We start from the raw sequence: 23,826 nt of genomic DNA, 5'->3' as shown, positions 1-23,826 counted from the left end.
AGACATATTTGATCAATACTACCGATGGACTATTCGGCGAAACTCATCCTATTTTAGAAAATGAACCATCTAGTGACACTTGAGGAAAATGATGCGCTTCATGCTCAAATAATGGATTTTCCCAAATATCAAACATTGGAATTTTAACATCTAAGGCTAATGGCATTTTTTTTGGATTAAATTGCATATTTTGGAGCGTATTTCCCCAGGCAATGAGATCTACATCTAAAGAGATATCATGTGACGGACGGACTCGACCAGAAGCTTTTTCGAGCGCTTTTAAAAGATTGGTAATTTCATTGACTTGCTGCTTTGATTCTAATAAACATGCAGCATTCCAATAATCTTGTCCAACACCGTCTCGACAAGGTATGACATAGATGGGAGAACGCGCAATACAACCTAATGATGCGATTTGTTTTAATGCATTCACCAGATGATTGTGCGGTTGGCTATTACTCGCCAATGCTAGCGCGTAAATCATTACGGTGTCTTTCAAGACGAATTCCTACTGAATTGGCTTGTGGAATAATGGCAGGCTTACGCACAGTAATTTGAATAGACTCAATTGCTGGATATTGGTCAAACAAAGCTTTGAGGACAATTTTTGCAGCAAATTCAATTAATTCAGGTTGAGCTTTTTGAATCGTCTGAGTCGCGATTTCACAAATTTCAGCATAATTTAAAGTATCAGCGAGTAGATCTGAATTTGATGCCTGCTCTAAATCGGTCGCAATATGAAGATCAAGCAATAATGGTTGAATGATTTGCCTTTCCCAGTCAAAACATCCGATGACTGTTTCAACTTTCAATCCTTCAATTAATATGGAATCCATCTTCAATCATGACCTTTTCGTAAACTATCAAACAGTGATAGCACACTTGACGGGAGGCGATAAAAGCAAATCCTCTTCTATTGAGGATTTGCTTTTATATTTTAACACTTGTTTAAGATTTAATGTTTCAACAAAAGATTAGGATCGATTGTTTGTACCATTTGTAAGCGCTGATCTGCATAAATATCAGTGTACGGCGCAAGAATTCTCATAAAACGATCAAAATAAAGCATTTGTTTAAACAGCAATGCGAAATCCCGTGGGAAACGGATGCCATGACGCTCACCTACAGCCACCATATCCATCATGATGTCATTTAAGTCAGCTGGATTAGATGACAGAATTTGCTGAGGATCAGCGGTGAGCACGCCACTAAATAATCGTTCTAAATCGTTTGCCAAAACTGTTGTATCAATTTGCGTATTGGTCATGCCCATTTTCAGCATATTTTCTGCCATCAATGGATAATTGGTATTTTGCAATGCATCCATGAAAGCAATACATGCCGTCCATACTTCAGGCTTTAATTGTCCCACAATACCAAAATCAATGAATCCAATGCGACCATCATCCAAAAGCATGAGGTTGCCTGCATGTAAATCTGCATGGAAACTTTCACACATCATCAAACTACCAAACCATGTGTTCATGGCAGTAATCAGAACCTGTGATGGGTCTTTGGAAACTTGACGAACCACATCGAAATCCGTCAATGGCACGCCATACAGACGCTGCATTGTCAGGACACGGCGTGTGGAATATTGATGATATACCTTTGGTGCAGTCGCTTTGGTATTTTGAGTAATGTGCAGATAATTAACAAAATCATCAATATTTTTTGCTTCTTCAATAAAATCAACTTCACGAACCATACGTGTTTTGATTTCTTCAACAATATCCGCAAGTGAAGCAAATTTTACTTTAGGAACTGCCTTCTCTAGAATCTTGGTCGCCCAATGTAGGACATTTAAATCCGTATAAAGGATGGTTTCAACACCAGGTTTTTGCACTTTGATCACGACATCTTCGCCGCTCATCAATTTAGCAGCATGCACTTGTGCGATCGAAGCAGAAGCTAATGGCGTTTCATCAATAGATGCGAAAATTTCACCTAAATCGCGACCCTCAAACTCAGCATTCAAGACACTTTCAATATAGCTAAATGGGAGTTTAGGTGTCTGATCTAAACACCCTTGAAATTCCTCAACATATTCACGTGGAAATAATGAAGGCGTGCTGGCAATAAACTGTCCCAACTTAATATACGTTGAACCAAGTGACTCGAAAGTTTCGCGCATTAATTTCGCATTACTCGGTTTTTCTGTCGCGTATTTAATCCCTGCTCGCGCAGCAATGACCGCAGTTTCACCTACACGGGCCACTGAGCGTAAACCATCTAACCAAATATTATTTTTCATAATGTCGATATTAAATTTCGATATGTTGAGTGTAGCAAATTAAATTGTCTTTGCGGATTGACTGCTGTGACAGATTTGACATTCTTTATCCTTGTCAAAATTCAAAATTCGCTGTTGCATGTTCATCCCATTCCATAGAAGGATCTTCTGTTTTAATGGTGTTAAATTTAACCCCAGATATAATAGCGCATGATGTGCTTGCATACTTGCCATCATGTTAGGAGTTGTTGCTAAAACTCCTGAATCTGCACACCTTAAACTCTCATCTGCATGATCTTCTTTGGGAAAAAGACATTCATAACACGCTGATTCACCATCCACCATAAATAACTGCCCCTGCAAACCAATCGCAGAAGCACTAATGAGTGGAACATTCTGATTCTTACACATTTGATTGATCAAATAACGGGTTTCAAAATTGTCACAACCATCTAACACAAGATCTTGCTGTGTAATCAGTGCGGCAGCATTATTAAAATCAATTTTTGAAGTGATGTATTCAATCTTAATATAAGGATTAATTTGAGAAATTTTCTTGGCTAACACTTCAGCTTTGTAAAAACCCACATCATGATGATCAAAGGCAATTTGTCGCTGTAAATTACTGATTTCTACAGTATCAGCATCGATGAGTGTCAATTTACCTACGCCTGCTCTCGCCAATAACTCTGCAGTCAAACACCCTATTCCACCACAACCAATAATGAGCACATTGGACAGCTTTAATCTTTCTTGTGCATCAATATCCCAATCCTCTAGTAATATTTGTCTTGCGTACAACTGTAGCTCAACATCACTCAGTTCAATGCTATCACTCACCTAAACACCCTGATTACATGCTTGTATAAGCCTATGATACCGAATAAACAAGCAGTCTATTCATACAATTCTGAAGATAATTTTTACCCTAGAAGATCTGTACCTTATTGTTACAATTCGAATAATTTTGTTTAATTTTTCTTATTTTATTTTTTACTATTAATAAACATAATCTCAATAATTGCTTCACTAGCAATTGATTTAAAAAAAATCTAACTCCAATAAATGACAGTCATACTTATGAATAAAAAAATTTTAGCACTCGCTGCATTATTAGTTTCGAGTTTATTCCTGACGGCATGTAAAGATGAAAAGATCACCAACATTACATACGTCAATCAAGGTTCGGATACCCAACCAGAATATATAGAAAGCACGCTTTATGATCTGGACGAAGAGAATACTTCACCCAATCAAGACAATCGGCAAATGTTCTTGATTCTGCACTACACAGCAGTATCTAAAGACGAAACATTGGCTTTGTTTAAAGATCCTAATTTCCCTGCCAGTAGTCACTATTTTGTACCCGCATTATCAACCAATGGTAAATTTACTGTGTACCGTCTTGTGCCTGATGATAAAAGAGCTTGGCATGCTGGCGCGAGTTCTTGGCAGACCAACAGTAGTTTGAATGCCTCGAGTATCGGAATTGAAATTGAAAATCTCGGTTTCCCTGCAGATGATGAACAACTCCCTTTAATGCAACGTCGATGGTATCCATTTTCATCAAAACAACAAATCGAAGTCCTTGCGGATATTATTTTAAAAATTACTAAAAAATACGAGATCAGACCCGACCGAATTTTGGGACACAGTGATATTTCTCCAGGTCGTAAATTTGATCCAGGTCCGCTATTTCCTTGGAAACGTTTATATGAAGACTACAACATCGGTGCTTGGTACGATAACGACACTGTAAATTATTATCGTACCTATCATCCTTGGAAGAATGATATTGCTTCGTTACAAAGCAAATTGGCATTATACGGTTATAACGTTCCTGTCACTGGTCAATATGATCAAGTCACTCAAAATGTTGTATCTGCATTCCAAATGCATTTTTATCCTGAGAAATATGATGGTATGGCGGATATTGAAACTGTAGCCCGCCTTGATGCATTACTTGAGAAGTATCGAAATGTAGCTCGTCCGGCGATTTCACCATAAAGCATCTGAGATCAGTTTAGTCGTCTATTTAAGTGAAGACTAAACTGATTTTCATATATTATTTTGGCGCCATACGAATTGCGCCATCCAATCGAATCACTTCACCATTTAAATACGAATTTTCAAAGATATGTCCAACCAGTTTCGCAAATTCTTCAGGTTTAGCTAAACGTGGTGGGAATGGAACCATCTGTCCCAATGCATCCTGCACATTTTGCGGAAGACCTTTAAGCATCGGGGTTTCCATGATTCCTGGCGCAATAGTCATAACACGGATCTTTTCACGTGCTAACTCACGCGCCAATGGTAAAGTCATACCAACAACAGCGCCCTTAGATGCAGAATATGCAGCCTGACCAATTTGACCGTCAAAAGCAGCAACTGAAGCCGTGTTCACAATGACACCGCGTTCTTCCTCTTCCCCCGAAAGCGTATACTGTGACATTAATTGCGCAGCATAGCGCAACATATTAAAGGTTCCACTGACGTTGATATTCAGCACTGTTTGGAACATATCTAAGGCATGCAGGCCATCGCGACCAAGCACTTTAGCTGATGGTGCAATACCAGCACAGTTGATTAAACCATTTAATTGTCCATATTTTCCTTGTATGTGTGCAAAGAATAATTCAACTGCTTTTTCATCAGTTACATCTAGTTGAATAAACTCTGCACCAATTTCCTGACCCGTCTGCTCGCCCAAAGATGCATTCATATCAACAATTACCACACGAGCACCCTGCTGTTGAAGATAAGCTGCTGTAGCCGCACCTAACCCAGAAGCGCCACCTGTAATAACAATCACTTTTCCTTGAATATTCATAAATCTCATTATCCTTTTTTTAGTTTTAAGTTGGCTTTAGGGTAATCTTCCTCTAATACAGATTCAATTTATTCAGTGACCAATTGGCATAAAAATTCAAAATAGTTATAATTTAATATTTATTTTATATAAAAAATTAATCACACATTACAGTTAAGTTTGCTTTAGTGACATGATTTAAAACCATACAGTCATCGTTATTCTTTTGAATTCGTCTAATATTTAGACTATTTTAATCTTATTAATTTCGGCAGTTTGCCATATCTCCTAAAGGTTCAATGATGTTTAAAATGATCGATGTCTTAGAGCAAAATTTTGCTCAAACTTTCCCCCATTCACTTAACCAAGATGCAGATCGAATTTCAGAGCAGCTTCAAATGAGCATTCTGAATGCATCTGAAATAGATTTAAAAAATGCAATCAATCATTTCCTAGACACTCAAGATGCAAGTGAAACTGCACTTGCGTTAGATATTTCAACTGAGCGTCTTAATGAACTGAAATCTGGCATTGCGTTAAAAGATGCTTCGAAAATTTCGGACACTTTAAAAGTAGTGGCGCTATGCTTGGCTTTGGAGTCAGACTCATTAGAGCTTCTTGAAGTGAGCGATATTTCAACTGAGTATTTCGTATAATCTGAGTGTTGAGATCAAACTCATAGGGTTTGGTCTCATTTTCTCTATTAGTTTTATTTATTAAATTATGTGACCTTCATCTCATTGCACTAATTCATATAAAGTTCTGATAAATCACTATATTTTCACAAAACCACAATATTTATAAAATATTAATTTGATTTCAATGTGTTAACTCAAAATTTTAACTTTATCAAAATTTATTCTTTTAATATCTCATTTTCTTTTTTGTCACAAATCACCTGAAAGGCTATTTATATCGAAAATTTAGCGAATTAAATCAGGTACTTTAGTGAAAAAATCAATATCTCCATTGAAATTAGGTCTATTGGGTTTAGCAATTAGTGTTGTTCATAGTGGAGCCAATGCCGCACTTCCTAAGGAAATTAAACTGGATTATGCCTACTATGCTCCTACGAGCTTAGTGGTTAAAAATCAAAAGCTATTAGAAAAGGCTTTACCCAATACCAAAATCAAATGGGTATTTAGTCAAGGCAGTAATCGCTCCTTAGAATATCTCAATAGCGGCAGTGTTGATTTTGCTTCAACTGCTGGTCTTGCCGCTGTATTAAGTCGTGCCAATGGTAGCCCTGTTAAAACAGTTTATATCCAAAGCCAACCTGAGTGGACAGCTTTAGTCGTGCCAAAAGACTCCCCGATTAAATCATTAAAAGATCTAAAAGGTAAAAAAATTGCCGCAACAAAAGGAACTGACCCATTTTTATTTACGCTACAAGCTTTAGATACCGTTGGATTGAATAAAAAAGATGTACAGCTTGTTCATTTGCAACATCCAGATGGCAAAACTGCGTTAGAACGTAAACAAGTGGATGCTTGGGCTGGCTTAGACCCTTTGATGGCATCAGCTCAAGTCCAGTCGGGTGCAAAACTGCTTTATCGTAATGTAGGCTTTAATAGTTATAGCGTGTTAAGCGTCAAAGAGCCATTTACTCAATCTAGCCCAGAAGCAATTGAAGCCGTAATTAAAGCGTATGAGCAAGCACGTAAATGGGCAAAAGCCAATCCAGATAAACTGGCGCAGTTACTCGCCACTGAAGCTAAACTACCTTTAGAGGTTGCAAAACTTCAGCTTCAGCGTACTGACTTTAATCAAAATACCCCTAAAGCCCAACACATTAATGCACTACAAAAATCCAGCAAAATCTTGACTGAAGAAGACTTAGTTCGTAAAGGAACAAATGTAAATCAAGTTGTTCAACAGTTATTTAATGCCTCATTCGCTCAAAAAGTGGTGACAAAATAATGGCGATCAGTGAAAAAGCGATTGAACATCGAAATATTGATGTCCAATCACAACTGTCGACAAAAGGGAATAAATGGTTGAAAGGCATTTTTCTCCCTGTATTACTGGTATTACTGTGTGAAATTTTGGTTCGAGGTGGTGTAGTTGAACCTTATCTACTACCTGCACCAAGTAGCTTGTTGGTTTCCCTGCAAGAACTTGCTCAGAATGATTTAGGGCAACATATTTGGGCAAGTACATGGCGAGTGTTTTTGGGATTTGCTATTGGTAGTGGCTTAGCACTATTTTTTGCAGTTTTGGTAGGACTCAATCGCCATGCAGAAGAGTTTATTGAACCGACCTTTTCTGCAATTAAGTCAATTCCTAGTCTTGCGTGGATTCCCCTCCTTTTGTTATGGCTAGGTATTGATGAGTCCTCAAAAATCACCCTCATTGCGATTGGTGCTTTTTTTCCAACCTATACCAATACTGTGGCTGGTATTCATGGTGTCGACCGAAAACTGATAGAGTTGGCTCAAGTGTATAGACTGAATCGTTGGCAACAGATCTACCAAATCGTTTTACCTGCAGCGTCACCATCTATCCTTACAGGCTTGCGCAATAGTCTGAGTTTAGCTTGGATGTTTATGATTGCCGCTGAGCTCATTGCAGCAACGCAAGGTATTGGATATTTATTAAGTGATGGACGTGAAACATCGCGCCCGGATATTGTGATCATTGCCATTATTTTATTGGCAATATTGGGGAAAATCACGGATACCATAATGAAAGTATTTGAATCAAAATTATTGTTATGGCGTGATGTCATTAAAAGATAAATCAATAAAAAGCGACCTAAAGTCGCTTTTTATGTTTCTAGTGAGGCCATTGCGCTAAAGTCACGCGATCGTTACCACCATAATCTTTAACGGTTCTCACTTTCTTATAACCTGCTTGACGGAATAGATGCTGAACAGCTTCTGCTTGATCATATCCATGTTCAAGCACCACCCAACCTTCAACAGTCAGATGCTTCTTGGCTTGTAAAATAATTTGCTCAAGATCAGCTAAACCTTTTTTATCAGAGATTAATGCACGTTGCGGCTCAGTCGCCAAATTGTGCATATGTTCATCTGCTGGATCAATATAAGGCGGATTAGACACAATGACATCAAAAAATTGACGCCCAAACGGTTTTAACCAACTGCCTAATATAAATTGAATCTGATCTAAGTCATGTTGCTCAGCATTAAATTTAGCGACTTCCAATGTAGGCTCATAAATATCGGTTGCTGTTAAAGACCAATTAGGACGCTCGGAAGCGAGTGACAATGCAATGGCGCCTGTCCCAGTTCCTAAATCTACAACGCGCGCATCCTCAGGTAACTCTAACTTTAAAACTGTCTCCACCAAAACTTCGGTGTCTGGTCTAGGCACCAACGTATCGGACGTCACTTTTAAGTCCAATGTCCAAAAAGGTTGCGAACCTGTGACATAAGCTAAAGGCTCACCTGCTTTAATCCGAGCAATCGCCTCTCGATACGCCTGCTCTTGTTCTGCAGTGAGCTCTTTATCCTTCTTCATCACCAAATCGAATGAATCGATTTTAGTGATATGTTCGAGCAACCAAGCATTTTCTTGACGCTCATAACTTTCAGGCTCTCCACGCAGTGCAAGCGCTTGTTGAATGTTCATTAACCACCATTCTGCTGTGCAAGCATTGCCAATTGATCCGCTTGATATTCACGATGTAAGCTATCTAAAAGCTCAGTTAAATCTCCCTCCATCACTGCATCCAACTTATATAAAGTTAAGTTAATACGATGATCAGTCATACGACCCTGAGGATAATTATAGGTACGAATACGTTCTGAACGATCACCTGACCCCACCAAATCACGGCGCATTTCAGATGTCGCAGCATCAGCTGCTGCACGTTTAGCATTCTCAAGACGAGATGCCAATAATGCCATTGCCTTTGCTTTGTTCTTATGTTGTGAACGCTCTTCCTGACATTCAACAACAGTACCTGTCGGAATATGGGTGATTCGCACAGCAGAATCCGTTTTATTAACGTGCTGACCACCCGCCCCAGATGCACGATAAGTATCAATACGCAAGTCTGAAGGGTTAATATCTACAGTCGTATCAACATCAATTTCAGGAAGAATTGCAACGGTACAAGCTGACGTATGAACTCGACCTTGTGATTCAGTTGCAGGAACGCGCTGAACTCGATGAGCACCGCTTTCAAACTTTAAGCGTCCGTAAACACCTTCACCATTAATTAAGCAAATAATTTCTTTGTAACCGCCATGTTCACCTTCATTTTCAGAAAGGATTTCGACACGCCAACCCTGTGATTCAGCATATTTACTGTACATACGGAATAAATCACCAGAGAAAATCGCAGCTTCATCGCCACCTGTCCCTGCACGTACTTCCAGATATGCAGAGTTCGCATCATTTGGATCTTTCGGAATCATCAGAATATTCAATTCTGCCTCTAAAGATTCAATTAATGCTTTATTTTCTTTAATTTCTTCTTGTGCCATTTCCTTAAAGTCAGGATCTGACAACATTGCTTCAGCCGTTACAATATCTTCTTCCGCTTGGGTATATTTTTTCCAAACAGTGGTGATTTCAGTCAAATCATTGTGTTCACGTGACAAATTACGGAAACGCTTATTGTCGGAAATGACTTCAACATCAGCCAATAGCGCTTCTAATTCTTCATGACGATCACAAAGTTGGTCTAATCGTAAACGTAACGATTCTTTCATGTTAAATAAAATCTCTAATACTGGATTAACCTAAGGACTGCCTTAAATTAATATTTCTAAAATTGCGAGTAGTTTAACGACTCTGACATTCAATTAACATATTTATATAGAATGACTTTGCAAAACCATTTTGCAACCCTTGTCACACCCAATTAATGGATAATCAAAAATTAGCTCCATAACTGCCAAGTTTAAAAATTGTTGATGGAATCAACTCTCCATAGTTTCTTCTTAATCAACCTAATGATGCATATTGAATGATCAGTTGTAATATAAAAACAACATTGTGCAACCAAAACGTAAAACTCTAGGTCAACTTCTACATATTTAGTGCTTCAATTCTTGTTACATTGTGCTCAACGAATTATTACTCGTCCACGAACAAGGACATGGAGTCACACATGAAATTGAATACCCTATTAATGTCAGCCACCTTAGCCACTGCATCAATGTTCACGGTATCTGCACATGCAGACAGTACAGCGCGTGTCGCTGCAGCGAGTGCTTTAGGTAGTGTAGCAGGTACAGCAATTGGTAAAAACATGGGTGGCACAACAGGTGCAACTTTAGGTGCAGCACTTGGTGGTGCTGGTGGTGCTGCAGTTGCTAGTAATAAACGTAACCGTACTGAATCTGCCATCGGTGGTGCATTAGGTGGCGGTGCAGGTTATACCGTAGGTAATAGCATGGGTGGAACCAATGGTGGTTATGTCGGCTCAGCTTTAGGTGCTGCTGGCGGTGCTGCTCTTGGTAACAAAATTGCGAAAGACAAAGCGTACGATGCTCGCCAAGATCGTAAATGGAAAAAGAAAAAACGTAACCGTCGTTAATTCAAACTGATTGATAGTTTCCCCTTTGAATACTCTGTATTCACCTCGATGCGCCTTAGGGCGCATTTTTTTATCAACAAATTAATTATGGATAAATTAGGAAGAGAAAAATACAAACCAGCAACTTGCTCTCCCAAATGATTGCAGAAATTTGGATTAAATTAAAACCATCAAATATAAGACTTCGACAAGGAGTTCACCATGAAATTTAATTCAAAGTTATTTGCTGCTGCGATCGCAACTGCTGCCTTGAGTACAACAACCGCTTATGCTGATAGTTCGTCTAGAGTTGCCCTCACATCTGCTTTAGGTGGAGTCGTTGGTGCTGCGATTGGTCAACAAATGGGTGGCTCTACTGGAGCAATGATCGGATCAGCGATTGGTGGTGCTGGTGGTGCAGCTGCATCAGCGAATAAAAAAGATCGTAATGCTGCTGCAATTGGTGCTGCATTAGGTGGTGCTGGTGGTTACACGGTTGGTAATAATATGGGCGGAACAAATGCTGGTTATGCTGGTGCTGCATTAGGTTCAGCTGGCGGTTCAGTTTTAGGTAAAAAAGTGGCTGAAGACCGTCGCGAAGATGATTATAGAGATCGTTATGATCGTCGTGACCGCGGTTATCGCAATTCAAACTATCGTTATAATGACCGTAATTACAGAAGTGACAATGGTCGTCATTTAGGCTGGTATAAAAACGGTAAACGCTAATTCCAAACTCTTAAAATTCAAGCGCTCAACTTAGAGCGCTTTTTTATTTACACTTATATCGTTTTTTTTCAATATACAAATACTCAAGTTCGTATTAACATCTTTATGAGTGTTCAAAAGAGTAGAAAGTTATGCGAAGCTTAAAAGATATCGAGTTTTCAATATTGGAACTCGCTCCTGTACGTGATGATAAAACGGTTGCTTTTTCACTACAGCATGCTTTGGAGTTAGCACAAAAAATCGAACAATTGGGTTTTAAACGACTGTGGCTTGCAGAACACCATAATATGGACGGTATCGCTAGTTCAGCTACAGCTGTGTTATTAGGCTATATCCTTGCAAACACCTCCTCTTTAAAAGTAGGTTCTGGCGGAATCATGCTACCTAATCATGCACCACTTGTTGTAGCAGAACAATTTGGAACACTAGCAACGCTTTATCCTGATCGAGTTGAACTAGGACTAGGACGCGCACCAGGTACAGATCAATTGACCATGCGTGCCTTACGCCGAGGTCGTCAAGAGACTGAGGATCAATTTCCACAAGACGTGCTCGAAATTTTGAGCTATTTGGGGGAACCATCACCACATCAGAGAATCAAAGCGACACCAGGTCAAGGAACACATGTTCCCGTATGGCTGTTAGGTTCTAGCTTATTTAGCGCACAATTGGCAGCTAAACTTGGCTTACCTTATTCTTTTGCCTCTCACTTTGCCCCTCGTATGCTGGGTCAAGCGATTCAACTTTACAGAGAAAACTTCGAACCTTCTGAATATTTGGATCGTCCTTATGTATCAATGGGCGTTCCAACTATTGTAGCTGATACTGATGAAGAAGCTGAATACTTGGTTACTAGCGCTTATCAACGTGTATTAGGCTTAATGCGTGGGCAAAGCTTAAAACTCAAACCTCCAGTTAAATCAATGGATGGAATTTGGTCTGCTCCAGAAAAGATGTCAGTTGACAATTTTTACGCAATGGCTCAAATCGGATCACCAGAAACAGTGAAACAAGGTCTTGAACAACTACTGGTGCCTTATGATGTAGATGAGTTTATTTTTACCTGTGATATCTACGATACAGACAAACGCATTCAAAACTTTGAGTATTTAATGCAAATTAAGCAAAATGCTTAGATCAAAAAAATCCTGAAATGATTGAGTAATGGTTTTGATTTCAAATCTATAATTAATTGCTCTTTCATTTCTTGAGTTTGTCAAACAACTATTGGCAATGAATGACATCAAATGTCCCTAAAAGACTATTCCAATGAAAAAATTCTTGTAACCAACAATATTAATTATTCACAATCAAATACTTAAAATTTGGCATTTTATATCAAACTAAAATAAGCACTTCTGCAAAATACATCACATTTTTAAGCGATAAAATTTCATGATTAAAAAATAAATACGGATGTATAACATGGCCTCTATCGACTTAGAAAAAATGTTGGATAAAGTAAAACATACTCAATGGACACTCTCGGATATTGACTGGGATGCTCCTGGCAAAGAATTAGTCACCGCAGAACAGTGGCCCAAGCTTAAAGATTTTATGGCTGATCTAATGTGGATCGAACATGTAGGTGCTCGTGCATTTTCTGCGATGTCAAAAAAAGCACCGACAGATACGCTTCGCGAAATGTATGCCATTTTCCACGCTGAGGAACAGCGTCACGCCAATGCCGAAATGGCACTGATGAAAAGATGGGGTATGCTTGAAGGCGATATTCCTAAACCCAATAAAAATTTAAGACTGATTATCGAATGGCTCGACACTTATGCTGACGAAATGCCCTTCTATATTCTAGGTGCTGTCATTCCGATGCTAGAAGTCGCTCTTGATGGCGCACTTTGTACATTCCTATTGGATACTGTAGAAGACCCAGTTTGCCATCAAGCTTTTGAACTGATTAATGGTGACGAAGCTCGTCATTTAGGTGTTGGATTTAGTGTCATGGAAGATCAAGGCTACAATAAAACCTTTATTGAGCTTTCTAAAATGGCAGCGCGTGTTGTAGATCCACGTTTATTACTTGGTATTCTTGCCTACTTACCACTCATTAATAAAATGCGTGATAATGTGATTAAACTAGGTCTGCCAGAAGAAAAGCTCTATGCAGCGATGCACAAATTTGCTCGAATCGGTGGACGTACTGCAGAAGGTCGTCGTAATCCTTGGTATCAAATTATTAACTTCCATGCACGAAGTGCCATGAACCGACGTAATAAATGGTTTCATATCCCTGTCGACACTATGGTAAAAATGACTGATAAGATTCCAGAAAAATCTTTACCTAAAATCCCATCTTGGATATATGAATTAACTGCAGAACCAAAAGCAACCCACTAAAACAATAATTAGGTACAGAAATGAAAAAAAGGAATAAAGCCCACACGGATTCGTTCTTTCATAATGAAGCTGAGTATTTTTCCAACTTTAAAGGAAAAATTATCTCAGCTGAGGACATCAAACAAACCGATTTTTCAGGATTAAAGGTCGCGATTATTGGTGCCAATCAAATGTCAGTTTCACATTTAGATGTGGTTTGTGAAAATGCGCTATTCGTCAAAGTATTTCAAATGACACCTCATTTCGTTTTGCCACACACTGAAAAAGGGATTCAAAAAATTATTGCTCATCCCCTCATCGCTAAAAATAAACGATTATTTAATCAGCGAATTAAGACGACTTTGGCAATACGATATTTAGATTCTCAGATTTCAGATACTTGGTTAAAAAGACAATTGATGCCAAATCCAGCTTCGTCGCAAAAAATATTTTTTAAATCCGATCATTATTACAACGCCTTACAGCGAGAAAACTGTAAATTGATCACATGGCCAGTCGTGAAAATTACTGAAAATGCCGTTCAAAGTATGGAAGGAATCGAACACTTAGTAGATATTATTATTACAACGTACGAATAGTGATCATCATTTTGTAGATAAATGCGAATCTAAATTACATTTTATGATGAAATTATAGACACTTGAATTATATAATTTTTGAATTTTATGAGTATTTATGACGATTAATCTCTTAATAAAAAAGAAGCACAGCTAGTGCTTCTTTTTTTTAAATTAGATTTACAGATTTAACCAATCCGACGTTTTAAGCCAGTCATTTGCAATACTCGTGTTGAAATTTCTTCGATCGACATTTCTGAAACATTTAGATATTTAATCCCTTCAGAAATATAAATACCTTCGATTGCACGCAATTCCATCTGGCATTGGCTAAAACTTGCATAACGACTGTTGGCTTTGCGTTCAGATCGAATTGCCACCAAACGATCAGCGTCAATCATTAATCCAAACAATTTATGCTTATGTGGACGTAAAACTGCTGGTAAACGGTTGTCATCCAAATCTTCTTCAGTTAACGGATAGTTCGCAACTCGAATACCAAATTGTAATGACAAATAAATTGAGGTCGGTGTTTTACCAGAACGCGAAACTCCAATCAAAATTAAATCCGCTTTATCATAGTGTCTTGTACGTGCGCCATCATCATTATCCAGCGCGAAATGTACAGCATCAATACGTGCTTTATAAGACTCAGAATCAGTCACAGCATGTGTTTGTCCGACTAAAGTTGTAGGGGCTGTTCCAAGCACCTCAGATAGCTTACTAATTAACCCTTCAAACACATCTAAATTAACCGCATTTGCCGTATTGATGATGTCCCGAACATAGGGATCCACAAGAGTATCAAAGACAAGAGGTTGTTGGCCATCAGACTCTGCGCGCGCGTTAATCTCTGCAACGACGTTCATTGCAGCTTCTTCTGTAGTGATATACGGAATGATATGAATATCAAAATCGACATGAGGAAATTGAGCCAATAAAGAATGCCCGAGTGTTTCAGCCGTAATGGCAGTACCATCGGAAATAAAAAAAACACTTCGTTTAATATCTTTACTTTCTGCCATTAAATTAATCCTCAAATATTTGTCTAAGTACTATATAATCTTTATAGTAAACCGATCTTACATGACTGTCGCTTAGTAATGAAAGTTTGCTAAGTTTTCACAGAAAAATATCATGCCAAGATAGTGATTAATACTGCAAAAGTGGAGTAACAACTTTGGAAGCACGCGTAATCGGTCTGGAAAAATTAGGTAAACACGACGTAGAAATCGTGGGCGGTAAAAACTCATCTCTAGGCGAAATGATCAGCCATTTAGCAAATGCTGGTGTATCAGTTCCAGGTGGTTTTGCAACAACTGCTGCAGCTTACCGTGAATTCCTTGAGCAAAGTGGTCTAAATGCCAAAATTTCAGCCGAGCTCAAACAACTCAATGTTGACGACGTAAATGCACTTGCTGAAACTGGTGCTAAAATCCGTCAATGGATCGTTGATACTCCGCTTACTCCAGCACTTGAAAAAGAAGTTCGTGATGCATTCGCAACTCTTTCTAACGGCAACCCTGAGATCGCGGTTGCCGTTCGTTCATCTGCGACTGCAGAAGATTTACCAGACGCATCTTTTGCAGGACAACAAGAGACTTTCCTAAACATCCGCGGTATTGACAACGTCTTAATCGCGATTAAAGAAGTTTTTGCTTCACTTTATAACGACCGCGCAATTGCTTACCGAGTACACCAAAACTTCGATCATGACATCGTTGCTCTTTCTGCTGGTGTGCAACGTATGGTTCGTTCAGAGACTGGTGCTGCTGGTGTAATGTTTACACTGGACACTGAATCTGGTTTCCGTGACGTTGTATTCATTACTGCATCTTACGGTTTAGGTGAAATGGTCGTTCAAGGCGCTGTAAACCCTGATGAATTCTATTTATCTAAGCCACTTTTAAATGCGGGTAAACACGCAGTATTGCGTCGTAACCTTGGCTCTAAGCACCAAAAAATGATCTACGGTGAAGAAGGTTCTGCAGGTAAATCAGTTGTTGTAGTGGATGTTGAAAAAACTGAACGCCAACAATTTGCTTTAAATGATCAAGAATTACAAGAACTTGCTAAGCAAGCGTTAATCATTGAGCAACACTACGGTGCGCCAATGGATATCGAATGGGCGAAAGACGGTGATGACGGTCAAATTTACATCGTTCAAGCACGTCCTGAAACTGTGAAAAGCCGTGAGAATGTCGGCACAATGGAACGCTACCTATTAAAACAAAAAGGTACAGTGCTTTGTGAAGGTCGCTCAATCGGTCAACGTATCGGTTCTGGTAAAGTCCGTATTGTTAATTCAATCAAAGAGATGGACAAAGTCCAGGATGGTGACGTTCTTGTTTCTGACATGACCGATCCTGATTGGGAACCAGTCATGAAACGTGCTGCTGCGATCGTTACTAACCGTGGTGGTCGTACTTGTCATGCTGCGATTATTGCACGTGAACTCGGTGTTCCAGCGATTGTTGGATGTGGTAATGCAACAGAAGTACTTATCGATGGTCAAGAAGTGACTGTTTCATGTGCTGAAGGCGATACAGGTTTCATTTACGAAGGCGCTTTAGATTTCGAAGTTCAACGTAACTCGATTGAATCTATGCCAACACTTCCGTTCAAAATCATGATGAACGTTGGTAACCCTGATCGTGCATTTGACTTCGCTCAAATTCCAAACGAAGGTATTGGTCTTGCACGTCTAGAGTTCATCATCAACCGTATGATTGGTGTTCACCCTAAAGCATTACTCAATATTGACAGCTTACCTCGCGAAACACGTGCAGCTGTGATGACCCGTACTGCAGGTTACTCTTCACCGATCGAGTTCTACGTTGAAAAACTGGTTGAAGGTATTTCTACACTTGCTGCTGCATTTGCTGATAAACCTGTCATCGTACGTATGTCTGACTTCAAATCGAATGAATACGCGAACTTAATCGGTGGTAAGTTATACGAACCTGAAGAAGAAAACCCAATGTTGGGCTTCCGTGGTGCAAGCCGTTATGTTTCTGACAACTTCCGTGACTGCTTCGAATTAGAATGCCGTGCATTGAAGAAAGTTCGTGATGAAATGGGTCTAATTAACATTCAAATCATGATCCCATTCGTACGCACAGTCGCTGAAGCAAAACGTGTTATTGAACTTCTTGCTGCAAATGGCTTAAAACGTGGCGAAAATGGTCTTAAAGTGATCATGATGTGTGAATTACCAACCAATGCTCTACTTGCTGAACAATTCTTAGAGCATTTTGATGGCTTCTCAATCGGTTCAAATGACTTAACTCAGTTAACGCTTGGGCTTGACCGTGACTCAGGTATCGTTTCTCATTTATTTGATGAACGTGATCCAGCAGTAAAAGCTCTTCTTTCAATGGCGATTCATGCATGTCGTAAAGCAGGCAAATATGTGGGTATTTGTGGTCAAGGACCATCAGACCACCCAGATCTTGCTCGCTGGTTAATGGAACAAGGTATCGAATCTGTTTCACTCAACCCAGACTCTGTTTTAGATACATGGTTCTTCTTATCTGAAGAAAAGACTAAACAAGCTTAATAAACTATGTTAAAAAAAGACCCATTCGTGGGTCTTTTTTTTCCCCATTATTTTTTAGTAATTTTTGAGAAATTAGGTTTATGCAAATTTACTTGGCGAGAAATAATCAACAAGCTGGACCGTATACGGTAGAGCAGTTAAATCAAATGCTCTCGAGCCAACAAGTTTTACTCACAGACTTGGTCTGGCATCAAGGTATGACTGAATGGAAAGCTTTAGGTGAACTCACTCAAGGAAAATTATATTACCAACCTGAAGGCTATCAACCAACTCCACCAGTACAACAAAGCTATTCAAATCCTTCAATTGCGAGTGTAAATGTTCAAAAAAATACTGCTCAGCAAGAACTTGCCTCAATTGGATCTCGATTTTTAGCTAAACTCGTTGATCTAGCGCTTTGGTTGCCTGCCATGGTGATTCCTTCGTTCTTTATGCAGGAAGAACAAGTTGCTCAATTGACTGAACTTCAGCAAAAAATGCAGAATGCTAACTCATCAGATCAAGCAATCAAATTACAGGAACAGTTATTTACACTGATTCCAATGGAAGCTTGGCAAGCAATGTTGGTTTACATTGTATTAATGCTAGCTGCTCAAGCATTTTTAATTGCGAAAAGTGGTCAGAGTTTAGGTAAAAAAGTAGCAAAAATTCAAATTGTTGATGCTGAAAATGGACAGCAAGTAAACTTAATGCGCGCATTCACATTGCGTAGTGTGATTTTTATTGTATTGAATTTACTCTTTATGCCATTCATTACCATCATTGATCATGCCTTCGTTCTAAGTCAAAAAAGACAAACTTTGCACGATAAATTAGCAAAGACTAAAGTCATAAAACGATAATTTTTATCTTAGGGGAGCAAATGCTCCCCTTTGTTTTGCCTCTGTTTTCACATCAAAAGTAATCAATTCTTCAACCAATTCCGACCAAACAAATTGGGTTTAATCCTTATATTTAAAGGCACTTTACATATAGCTTAGTTGGTCGTTATAGGGCATAATGCCCTACAACGTAGCGGTGTCATATGACTGAAATTCAGTAAATGTAATTTTCTGTTTTTCAATCATGTGACACTATAATCGCTATCCCATAATTTTATTAGGGAATGGGACTCTTCACCGAGGTTGTAAAATGAGACAAACAATTTTAGCTGTATTGTCTTTATCAACGCTTGCCGTGCTCTTAACAGGGTGTGGCGGTGATATGGTACTTCTAAACTCAAAAGGTCCAGTAGCACAAGGTCAGTCTGATCTTATGATGACTGCGATCTACCTCATGCTATTGGTAGTAATTCCATCAGCATTGATGGCTTTATGGTTTAGTTGGAAATATCGTGCGTCAAATAAAGATGCAGACTATAAACCTACATGGGCACACTCTACTATTATTGAAATCGTAGTGTGGGGTATCCCGTGTATTATTATTGGTATTTTAGCGTATTTAACATGGTGGGGCTCACACAAGTATGACCCTTATCGTCCGCTAGAATCAGAGAAATCACATTTAACTATTCAAGTTATTGCTGAACAGTTTAAATGGGTTTTTGTTTACCCTGAACAAGAAATTGCAACAGTTAACGAAGTTCGTTTCCCAGAAAAAACTCCGATTAATTTCAATATCACCTCTAACTTTACAATGAACTCTTTCTTCATTCCTCAGTTAGCGGGTCAGATTTATGCAATGGCGGGTATGCAAACTCAACTTCACGTCCTTGCGGATAATGAAGGTGTATACCGTGGTTTCTCTTCGAACTATTCAGGCTATGGTTTCACACAAATGCGCTTCCAAGCTCATTCTGTTTCAGAAGCTAAGTTCGCTGAATGGGTGTCTGCAGTAAAAGCTGGTAACGGTACTTCGATTAACCCTGAAGCTGTTCAAAAAACAGTTTTAGACCAAGCTGAATTTGCAACCTTGCGTGATGGTAACCGTTCAGAGAAACAAATCGCTGCGATGGTTCGTAACGCTAAAACCGATCTAGAGAAGCAACAAGCTGAAATTGCTCAAAAAGAAGGTCCATATAAGGCACATCCTCATCCTGTGACTTACTACTCTTCTGTTGAAAAAGGCTTGTTTGAATCAATTATCAACAAATACATGGCAAACTACCACGGTGCAGATCACTCAGCTAAAGCTGAAGGTCATGCTGTAGTTGCTGATGTAAATGCTGAACCTGCTTCTTCAGTTGTAGGGGAATAAGACATGAGCTTCTTAGGTAAGTTAAGTGTAGATGCTATCCCGTACGATCCAATCGTACAGGTAACAGTGTTAATGATGATTTTAGGTGGTATTGCAGTATTTGCTGGTATCACTTATTTCAAAAAATGGGGCTACTTGTGGAACGAATGGTTCACATCTGTAGACCATAAAAAAATTGGTATTATGTACCTTATCGTTTCTGTGATCATGTTATTACGTGGTTTCGCGGATGCGATTATGATGCGTCTTCAATTGTTCCTTGCAAAAGGCGGCGGCGAAGGCTATCTACACCCTGAACACTACGACCAGATTTTCACCGCACACGGTGTAATCATGATCTTCTTCGTAGCGATGGGTCTTGTAGTGGGTATGATGAACATTTCAGTTCCACTACAAATTGGTGCGCGTGACGTAGCATTCCCATTATTAAACTCTTTAAGCTTCTGGTTATTCGCTGGTGCTGCTGGTTTGATGATGGTTTCTCTTGCGCTTGGTGAGTTTGCGGCAACTGGTTGGATGGCTTACCCTCCTCTTTCAGGTATCGAATACTCTCCTGGTGTTGGTGTTGACTACTATATCTGGGCACTTCAGATCTCTGGTCTTGGTACACTTCTTACTGGTGTTAACTTCTTCGTTACCATCATTAAAATGCGTGCTCCTGGCATGGGTCTTATGGATATGCCGATCTTTACGTGGACATCTTTATGTACTGCAGTATTGATCATCGCATCATTCCCAGTGTTGACTGCAACAATTGCAATGTTAACGCTTGACCGTTATTTCGGTTTCCACTTCTTTACAAATGACATGGGTGGTAGCCCAATGTTGTATGTAAACTTGATTTGGACATGGGGTCACCCAGAAGTTTATATCTTGATCTTACCTGCATTTGGTCTATTCTCTGAGATTACTTCTGTATTCTCTCGTAAGACATTGTTTGGCTACAAATCAATGGTATATGCAACGATCGCGATTACAGTTCTTGCATTCGTAGTATGGTTACACCACTTCTTTACAATGGGTTCAGGTGCCAACGTTAACGCGTTCTTCGGTATCATGACCATGATTATTGCGATTCCTACAGGTGTGAAAATCTTCTCTTGGTTATTCACAATGTATAAGGGTCGTATTACCTTCACATCACCAATGTACTGGACAGTTGGCTTCTTAGTGACTTTCGGTATCGGTGGTTTGACTGGTGTACTTATGGCGGTTCCACCTGCGGACTTCCTTGTACACAACTCACTATTCTTAATCGCTCACTTCCATAACGTAATTATTGGTGGTGTTGTATTTGGTATGTTTGCTGGTATTACTTTCTACTGGCCGAAAATGTTCGGTTGGCAGTTAAGTGAATTCTGGGGCAAAGCATGCTTCTGGTTCTGGTTCTTCGGTTTCTACTTCGCATTCATGCCATTGTATATCCTAGGTTTTATGGGTATGACTCGTCGTCTAAACTCGTATGACAACCCAGACTGGGATCCATATGTTGGTATCGCATTATTCGGTGCTGTATTAATCGCAATTGGTATTGCTTGTTTCATCATGCAAATCATTGTTGGTTTCTTACAACGCGAACAAACTCGTGACGTTACAGGTGATCCATGGGATGCACGTACGCTTGAATGGGCGACTTCATCTCCAGCTCCATTCTATAACTTTGCAGTACTGCCTCAAGCGAACGGTATCGACCGCTTCTGGACTGACAAAGAAAATGGTGTAGCTTACGCACGTCCTGCTAAATATGAAGATGTTCATATGCCAACGAACCGTGCTGCGGGTGTACTTATTGCACTGATCATCACTGTTATGGGCTTTGCACTTATCTGGCACATTTGGTGGTTAGCGATTGTTTCTTTCGTTTCTGCAATCATTGGCTTTATCTGGAGCTCATTCACGAAGAAAGTGGATTACTATGTTCCAGCTGCTGAAGTAGAACGTATTGAAAACGAACGTTATGCGTTACTCGAAAAACACTTGAAGAAGGACTAAGGATATGGCTGAAGTACTTCATCACGAAAACCACGAGCATGATGAACATCATCACGATGATACAGACATCACGGTCTTTGGTTTTTGGACTTACTTGATGAGTGACTTGATTTTATTCGGTACACTCTTCATCGCGTTCGCTGTATTAAGCAGTCATATTCCACCTGGCACTCCAAGTGCAAAGGATCTTTTTGCAGATTCTTTAGGTTTCGTTTTAACTGAAACTTTCGCACTTTTGATTTCATCAGTGACATTTGGTTTTGCGGTACTTGCTTCTTACAAGAAAAATGTTGGTCAAGTTCTAGCTTGGTTAGCAGTTACATTTGTATTCGGTGCAATCTTCATCGGCATGGAACTTTATGAATTTAATCATTTAGTTCATGCTGGTCATGGACCAAGCGTGAGTGCGTTCTTATCTGCGTTCTTTACTTTAGTTGGTACGCACGGTATTCACGTAACTTCTGGTTTGGTATGGATGATCGTATTGATGATTCAAATCAAAAAATATGGTTTGACTACAATCAATACTCGTCGTCTTGCTTGCCTAAGCTTGTTCTGGCACTTCCTTGACATCGTATGGATCTGCGTATTCAGCGTAGTGTACTTAATGGGAGTATTATAATGAGTCATGATCATAATGCTGCTGGTGCATCACACGGTAACGTAAAGCAATACACAATCGGGTTTGTACTTTCTGTTTTATTGACTGTAGTTCCATTCTACATGGCAATGAATACTGATAGCTTCAGCCGTGGTGCAATTATTGCTGTTATCGGTATTACAGCTGTTGCTCAGGTACTTGTACAATTAGTTTACTTCTTGCACATGAACTCATCTTCAGAGCAACGTTGGAACGTGATTGCATTTATCTATACAATTCTAACTATTGCTGTTCTTTTAGTTGGTTCTGTATGGATCATGAACTACTTACATTCAAACATGATGATCTAAACTGATTGTCATGTTTAAAAAGTATTTATTCCTGACTAAGCCAGGAATTCTCTTTGGTAACTTTGTTACCACTTTGGGTGGCTACTTTGTAGCTACCCAAGGTTCAGTAGATTTCCTTCTCCTGCTTCTTACCCTCATTGGCACTACCCTCGTAGTTGCATCTGGATGTGTGGTTAATAACGTTATTGATCAAGACATCGACCAAAAAATGCAGCGCACTCAAAATCGTGCGTTAGTTAAGAAAACCATTTCTGTTCAAATTGCATTAGCTTTTGCTTTCCTGTTAGGCATACTCGGTTTTGGTATTTTATGGTTTTGGGTAAATGCATACGCTTTTTTATTCGCAGTTATTGGTTTTGTCGTATATGTTGGTTTTTACAGCTTATGGACAAAACGAACAACGATCCACCAAACTGTGGTCGGTAGTATTTCTGGTGCAGCCCCCCCTGTCATTGGATATACAGCGGTCGCGAATCAATTCGATTTAGGTGCGCTACTCATTTTCTTGGGTTATGCATTTTGGCAAATGCCTCACTCATGGGGAATTGCAATTTATCGTTTTGATGATTACAAAAATGCGGGTATTCCGATTCTTCCTGTTGCGTGCTCGATTGTTCGCACCAAGATCGAATCGCTGATTTACATTGTGCTATTTGCAATCTCAATGAACGCTTTATTTGTATTTGGCTATGCAAATTGGCTTTATTGTATAATTCTCAATGTATTGACTGTTTATTGGCTATATTTAAATATCATTGGATTTAAAGCTGAAAATGATCAATTATGGGCAAAGAAATATTTCTTATTCTCTGTTCTCCTAATTACGATTATCAGTATTTGCTTTAGCTTTACTGCTACTGCACCAATAAACAATCTTGTCATTTTTTAAAAGATAGAGAAGCCTCTATCTTTTTTTTAATACTTACAAATCGTGAGTGACATTCCAAAAAGAAT

23 protein-coding genes and 1 pseudogene are annotated in these 23,826 nt (G+C 39.2%); 16 read left to right on the top strand and 8 right to left on the bottom strand.

What is annotated here, in order from left to right:
• Positions 1-43: 43 nt before the first annotated feature.
• From AC1M9C_RS00825 to AC1M9C_RS00810, 4 genes are all read right to left on the bottom strand, one after another.
• Positions 44-499, bottom strand: coding sequence for a 2-amino-4-hydroxy-6-hydroxymethyldihydropteridine diphosphokinase (locus AC1M9C_RS00825; RefSeq protein WP_481953026.1), 456 nt, complete (start codon positions 497-499; stop codon positions 44-46).
• Positions 456-836: a dihydroneopterin aldolase gene (gene folB / locus AC1M9C_RS00820; protein ID WP_180027650.1), complete on the bottom strand. Its 381-nt coding sequence runs from the start codon at positions 834-836 to the stop codon at positions 456-458. The genes AC1M9C_RS00825 and folB overlap by 44 nt, the downstream gene beginning before the upstream one ends.
• Before the next feature lie 119 nt (positions 837-955).
• Positions 956-2,254, bottom strand: coding sequence for an ABC1 kinase family protein (locus AC1M9C_RS00815; RefSeq protein WP_481953025.1), 1,299 nt, complete (start codon positions 2,252-2,254; stop codon positions 956-958).
• Positions 2,255-2,293: 39 nt separating this feature from the next.
• A complete protein-coding gene (locus AC1M9C_RS00810) occupies positions 2,294-3,073 on the bottom strand; it encodes a HesA/MoeB/ThiF family protein (RefSeq protein ID WP_481953024.1) in 780 nt (259 codons plus the stop codon).
• Positions 3,074-3,313: 240 nt separating this feature from the next.
• Here AC1M9C_RS00810 and AC1M9C_RS00805 point away from each other — a divergent pair, with 240 nt between their 5' ends.
• Entirely contained in the window at positions 3,314-4,240 is a 927-nt protein-coding gene (locus AC1M9C_RS00805) for an N-acetylmuramoyl-L-alanine amidase (protein ID WP_481953023.1), read from the top strand.
• Between the two features lie 58 nt (positions 4,241-4,298).
• On the opposite strand, the gene AC1M9C_RS00800 is transcribed toward AC1M9C_RS00805, so the two are convergent.
• On the bottom strand, positions 4,299-5,063 hold the full coding sequence (locus tag AC1M9C_RS00800) for a 3-hydroxyacyl-CoA dehydrogenase (RefSeq protein WP_481953022.1): 765 nt from the start codon (positions 5,061-5,063) through the stop codon (positions 4,299-4,301).
• Positions 5,064-5,344: 281 nt separating this feature from the next.
• Between AC1M9C_RS00800 and AC1M9C_RS00795 the strand changes: the two genes are divergently transcribed.
• The 3 genes and pseudogenes from AC1M9C_RS00795 to AC1M9C_RS00785 form a co-directional block, all read left to right on the top strand.
• The gene (locus tag AC1M9C_RS00795; RefSeq protein WP_481953021.1) at positions 5,345-5,698 is read left to right on the top strand and encodes a hypothetical protein; all 354 of its coding nucleotides are present in this window, start codon (positions 5,345-5,347) and stop codon (positions 5,696-5,698) included.
• A 313-nt stretch (positions 5,699-6,011) separates the two neighbouring features.
• On the top strand, positions 6,012-6,962 hold the full coding sequence (locus AC1M9C_RS00790; RefSeq protein ID WP_481953184.1) for an aliphatic sulfonate ABC transporter substrate-binding protein: 951 nt from the start codon (positions 6,012-6,014) through the stop codon (positions 6,960-6,962).
• 116 nt (positions 6,963-7,078) lie between these two features.
• Positions 7,079-7,780: pseudogene (locus tag AC1M9C_RS00785) on the top strand (ABC transporter permease); the annotation flags it as partial.
• Between the two features lie 37 nt (positions 7,781-7,817).
• Here the strand turns inward: AC1M9C_RS00785 and prmC are convergent.
• Both prmC and prfA read right to left on the bottom strand, forming a co-directional pair.
• The gene (gene prmC / locus AC1M9C_RS00780) at positions 7,818-8,636 is read right to left on the bottom strand and encodes a peptide chain release factor N(5)-glutamine methyltransferase (protein WP_481953020.1); all 819 of its coding nucleotides are present in this window, start codon (positions 8,634-8,636) and stop codon (positions 7,818-7,820) included.
• Positions 8,636-9,724 carry a peptide chain release factor 1 gene (prfA, locus tag AC1M9C_RS00775; protein WP_035267080.1) on the bottom strand — a complete coding sequence of 363 codons (1,089 nt, stop codon included), beginning with the start codon at positions 9,722-9,724 and terminating at the stop codon, positions 8,636-8,638. Before prfA ends, prmC begins: the two co-directional genes overlap by 1 nt.
• Positions 9,725-10,125: 401 nt before the next feature.
• Here prfA and AC1M9C_RS00770 point away from each other — a divergent pair, with 401 nt between their 5' ends.
• The 5 genes from AC1M9C_RS00770 to AC1M9C_RS00750 all read left to right on the top strand — a co-directional run bounded on the left by AC1M9C_RS00770 (position 10,126) and on the right by AC1M9C_RS00750 (position 14,195).
• The gene (locus tag AC1M9C_RS00770) at positions 10,126-10,554 is read left to right on the top strand and encodes a hypothetical protein (RefSeq protein WP_035267078.1); all 429 of its coding nucleotides are present in this window, start codon (positions 10,126-10,128) and stop codon (positions 10,552-10,554) included.
• Positions 10,555-10,755: 201 nt separating this feature from the next.
• Positions 10,756-11,262 carry a hypothetical protein gene (locus tag AC1M9C_RS00765; RefSeq protein ID WP_035267077.1) on the top strand — a complete coding sequence of 169 codons (507 nt, stop codon included), beginning with the start codon at positions 10,756-10,758 and terminating at the stop codon, positions 11,260-11,262.
• Positions 11,263-11,393: 131 nt separating this feature from the next.
• Positions 11,394-12,398, top strand: coding sequence for an LLM class flavin-dependent oxidoreductase (locus AC1M9C_RS00760; protein ID WP_481953019.1), 1,005 nt, complete (start codon positions 11,394-11,396; stop codon positions 12,396-12,398).
• A 289-nt stretch (positions 12,399-12,687) separates the two neighbouring features.
• Entirely contained in the window at positions 12,688-13,617 is a 930-nt protein-coding gene (locus AC1M9C_RS00755) for a hypothetical protein (protein ID WP_035267073.1), read from the top strand.
• 20 nt (positions 13,618-13,637) lie between these two features.
• Positions 13,638-14,195 (top strand): NAD(P)/FAD-dependent oxidoreductase, encoded by a 558-nt coding sequence (locus AC1M9C_RS00750; protein ID WP_481953018.1) that lies wholly within the window; start codon positions 13,638-13,640, stop codon positions 14,193-14,195.
• Between the two features lie 167 nt (positions 14,196-14,362).
• On the opposite strand, the gene ppsR is transcribed toward AC1M9C_RS00750, so the two are convergent.
• On the bottom strand, positions 14,363-15,199 hold the full coding sequence (ppsR, locus tag AC1M9C_RS00745) for a posphoenolpyruvate synthetase regulatory kinase/phosphorylase PpsR (protein ID WP_035267069.1): 837 nt from the start codon (positions 15,197-15,199) through the stop codon (positions 14,363-14,365).
• A gap of 155 nt (positions 15,200-15,354) precedes the next feature.
• On the opposite strand from ppsR, the gene ppsA reads away from it, so the two are divergent.
• From ppsA to cyoE, 7 genes are all read left to right on the top strand, one after another.
• Positions 15,355-17,733 (top strand): phosphoenolpyruvate synthase, encoded by a 2,379-nt coding sequence (ppsA, locus tag AC1M9C_RS00740; RefSeq protein WP_481953017.1) that lies wholly within the window; start codon positions 15,355-15,357, stop codon positions 17,731-17,733.
• Between the two features lie 80 nt (positions 17,734-17,813).
• Positions 17,814-18,575: an RDD family protein gene (locus AC1M9C_RS00735; protein ID WP_481953016.1), complete on the top strand. Its 762-nt coding sequence runs from the start codon at positions 17,814-17,816 to the stop codon at positions 18,573-18,575.
• Positions 18,576-18,864: 289 nt separating this feature from the next.
• Positions 18,865-19,929: a ubiquinol oxidase subunit II gene (gene cyoA, locus AC1M9C_RS00730; protein WP_035267063.1), complete on the top strand. Its 1,065-nt coding sequence runs from the start codon at positions 18,865-18,867 to the stop codon at positions 19,927-19,929.
• Between the two features lie 3 nt (positions 19,930-19,932).
• Positions 19,933-21,921, top strand: coding sequence for a cytochrome o ubiquinol oxidase subunit I (cyoB, locus tag AC1M9C_RS00725; RefSeq protein ID WP_035267062.1), 1,989 nt, complete (start codon positions 19,933-19,935; stop codon positions 21,919-21,921).
• Positions 21,922-21,925: 4 nt separating this feature from the next.
• Positions 21,926-22,543, top strand: a complete 618-nt coding sequence (gene cyoC / locus AC1M9C_RS00720) for a cytochrome o ubiquinol oxidase subunit III (protein ID WP_035267060.1) — start codon at positions 21,926-21,928, stop codon at positions 22,541-22,543.
• Positions 22,540-22,872, top strand: a complete 333-nt coding sequence (cyoD, locus tag AC1M9C_RS00715; protein ID WP_171076771.1) for a cytochrome o ubiquinol oxidase subunit IV — start codon at positions 22,540-22,542, stop codon at positions 22,870-22,872. Before cyoC ends, cyoD begins: the two co-directional genes overlap by 4 nt.
• A gap of 10 nt (positions 22,873-22,882) precedes the next feature.
• On the top strand, positions 22,883-23,761 hold the full coding sequence (cyoE, locus tag AC1M9C_RS00710; RefSeq protein WP_481586986.1) for a heme o synthase: 879 nt from the start codon (positions 22,883-22,885) through the stop codon (positions 23,759-23,761).
• Positions 23,762-23,826: the final 65 nt, after the last annotated feature.

The sequence above is a fragment of the Acinetobacter sp. 24-47-39 genome, from assembly GCF_056783825.1.
The sequence above is the reverse complement of the archived record's forward strand: the minus strand, read 5'-3'. Positions and strand labels throughout refer to the sequence as shown.

Bases quoted from the DNA above. Each gene is read 5' to 3' on its own strand.
- AC1M9C_RS00755 (WP_035267073.1), top strand. From the start codon at position 12,688: ATGGCCTCTATCGACTTAGAAAAAATGTTGGATAAAGTAAAACATACT.
- cyoE (WP_481586986.1), top strand. From the start codon at position 22,883: ATGTTTAAAAAGTATTTATTCCTGACTAAGCCAGGAATTCTCTTTGGT.
- cyoB (WP_035267062.1), top strand. From the start codon at position 19,933: ATGAGCTTCTTAGGTAAGTTAAGTGTAGATGCTATCCCGTACGATCCA.
- AC1M9C_RS00795 (WP_481953021.1), top strand. From the start codon at position 5,345: ATGTTTAAAATGATCGATGTCTTAGAGCAAAATTTTGCTCAAACTTTC.
- AC1M9C_RS00805 (WP_481953023.1), top strand. From the start codon at position 3,314: ATGAATAAAAAAATTTTAGCACTCGCTGCATTATTAGTTTCGAGTTTA.
- prfA (WP_035267080.1), bottom strand. From the start codon at position 9,724: ATGAAAGAATCGTTACGTTTACGATTAGACCAACTTTGTGATCGTCAT.
- AC1M9C_RS00815 (WP_481953025.1), bottom strand. From the start codon at position 2,254: ATGAAAAATAATATTTGGTTAGATGGTTTACGCTCAGTGGCCCGTGTA.
- AC1M9C_RS00800 (WP_481953022.1), bottom strand. From the start codon at position 5,063: ATGAATATTCAAGGAAAAGTGATTGTTATTACAGGTGGCGCTTCTGGG.
- ppsR (WP_035267069.1), bottom strand. From the start codon at position 15,199: ATGGCAGAAAGTAAAGATATTAAACGAAGTGTTTTTTTTATTTCCGAT.
- cyoC (WP_035267060.1), top strand. From the start codon at position 21,926: ATGGCTGAAGTACTTCATCACGAAAACCACGAGCATGATGAACATCAT.
- AC1M9C_RS00750 (WP_481953018.1), top strand. From the start codon at position 13,638: ATGAAAAAAAGGAATAAAGCCCACACGGATTCGTTCTTTCATAATGAA.
- folB (WP_180027650.1), bottom strand. From the start codon at position 836: ATGGATTCCATATTAATTGAAGGATTGAAAGTTGAAACAGTCATCGGA.
- cyoA (WP_035267063.1), top strand. From the start codon at position 18,865: ATGAGACAAACAATTTTAGCTGTATTGTCTTTATCAACGCTTGCCGTG.
- prmC (WP_481953020.1), bottom strand. From the start codon at position 8,636: ATGAACATTCAACAAGCGCTTGCACTGCGTGGAGAGCCTGAAAGTTAT.
- AC1M9C_RS00735 (WP_481953016.1), top strand. From the start codon at position 17,814: ATGCAAATTTACTTGGCGAGAAATAATCAACAAGCTGGACCGTATACG.
- AC1M9C_RS00770 (WP_035267078.1), top strand. From the start codon at position 10,126: ATGAAATTGAATACCCTATTAATGTCAGCCACCTTAGCCACTGCATCA.
- AC1M9C_RS00765 (WP_035267077.1), top strand. From the start codon at position 10,756: ATGAAATTTAATTCAAAGTTATTTGCTGCTGCGATCGCAACTGCTGCC.
- AC1M9C_RS00760 (WP_481953019.1), top strand. From the start codon at position 11,394: ATGCGAAGCTTAAAAGATATCGAGTTTTCAATATTGGAACTCGCTCCT.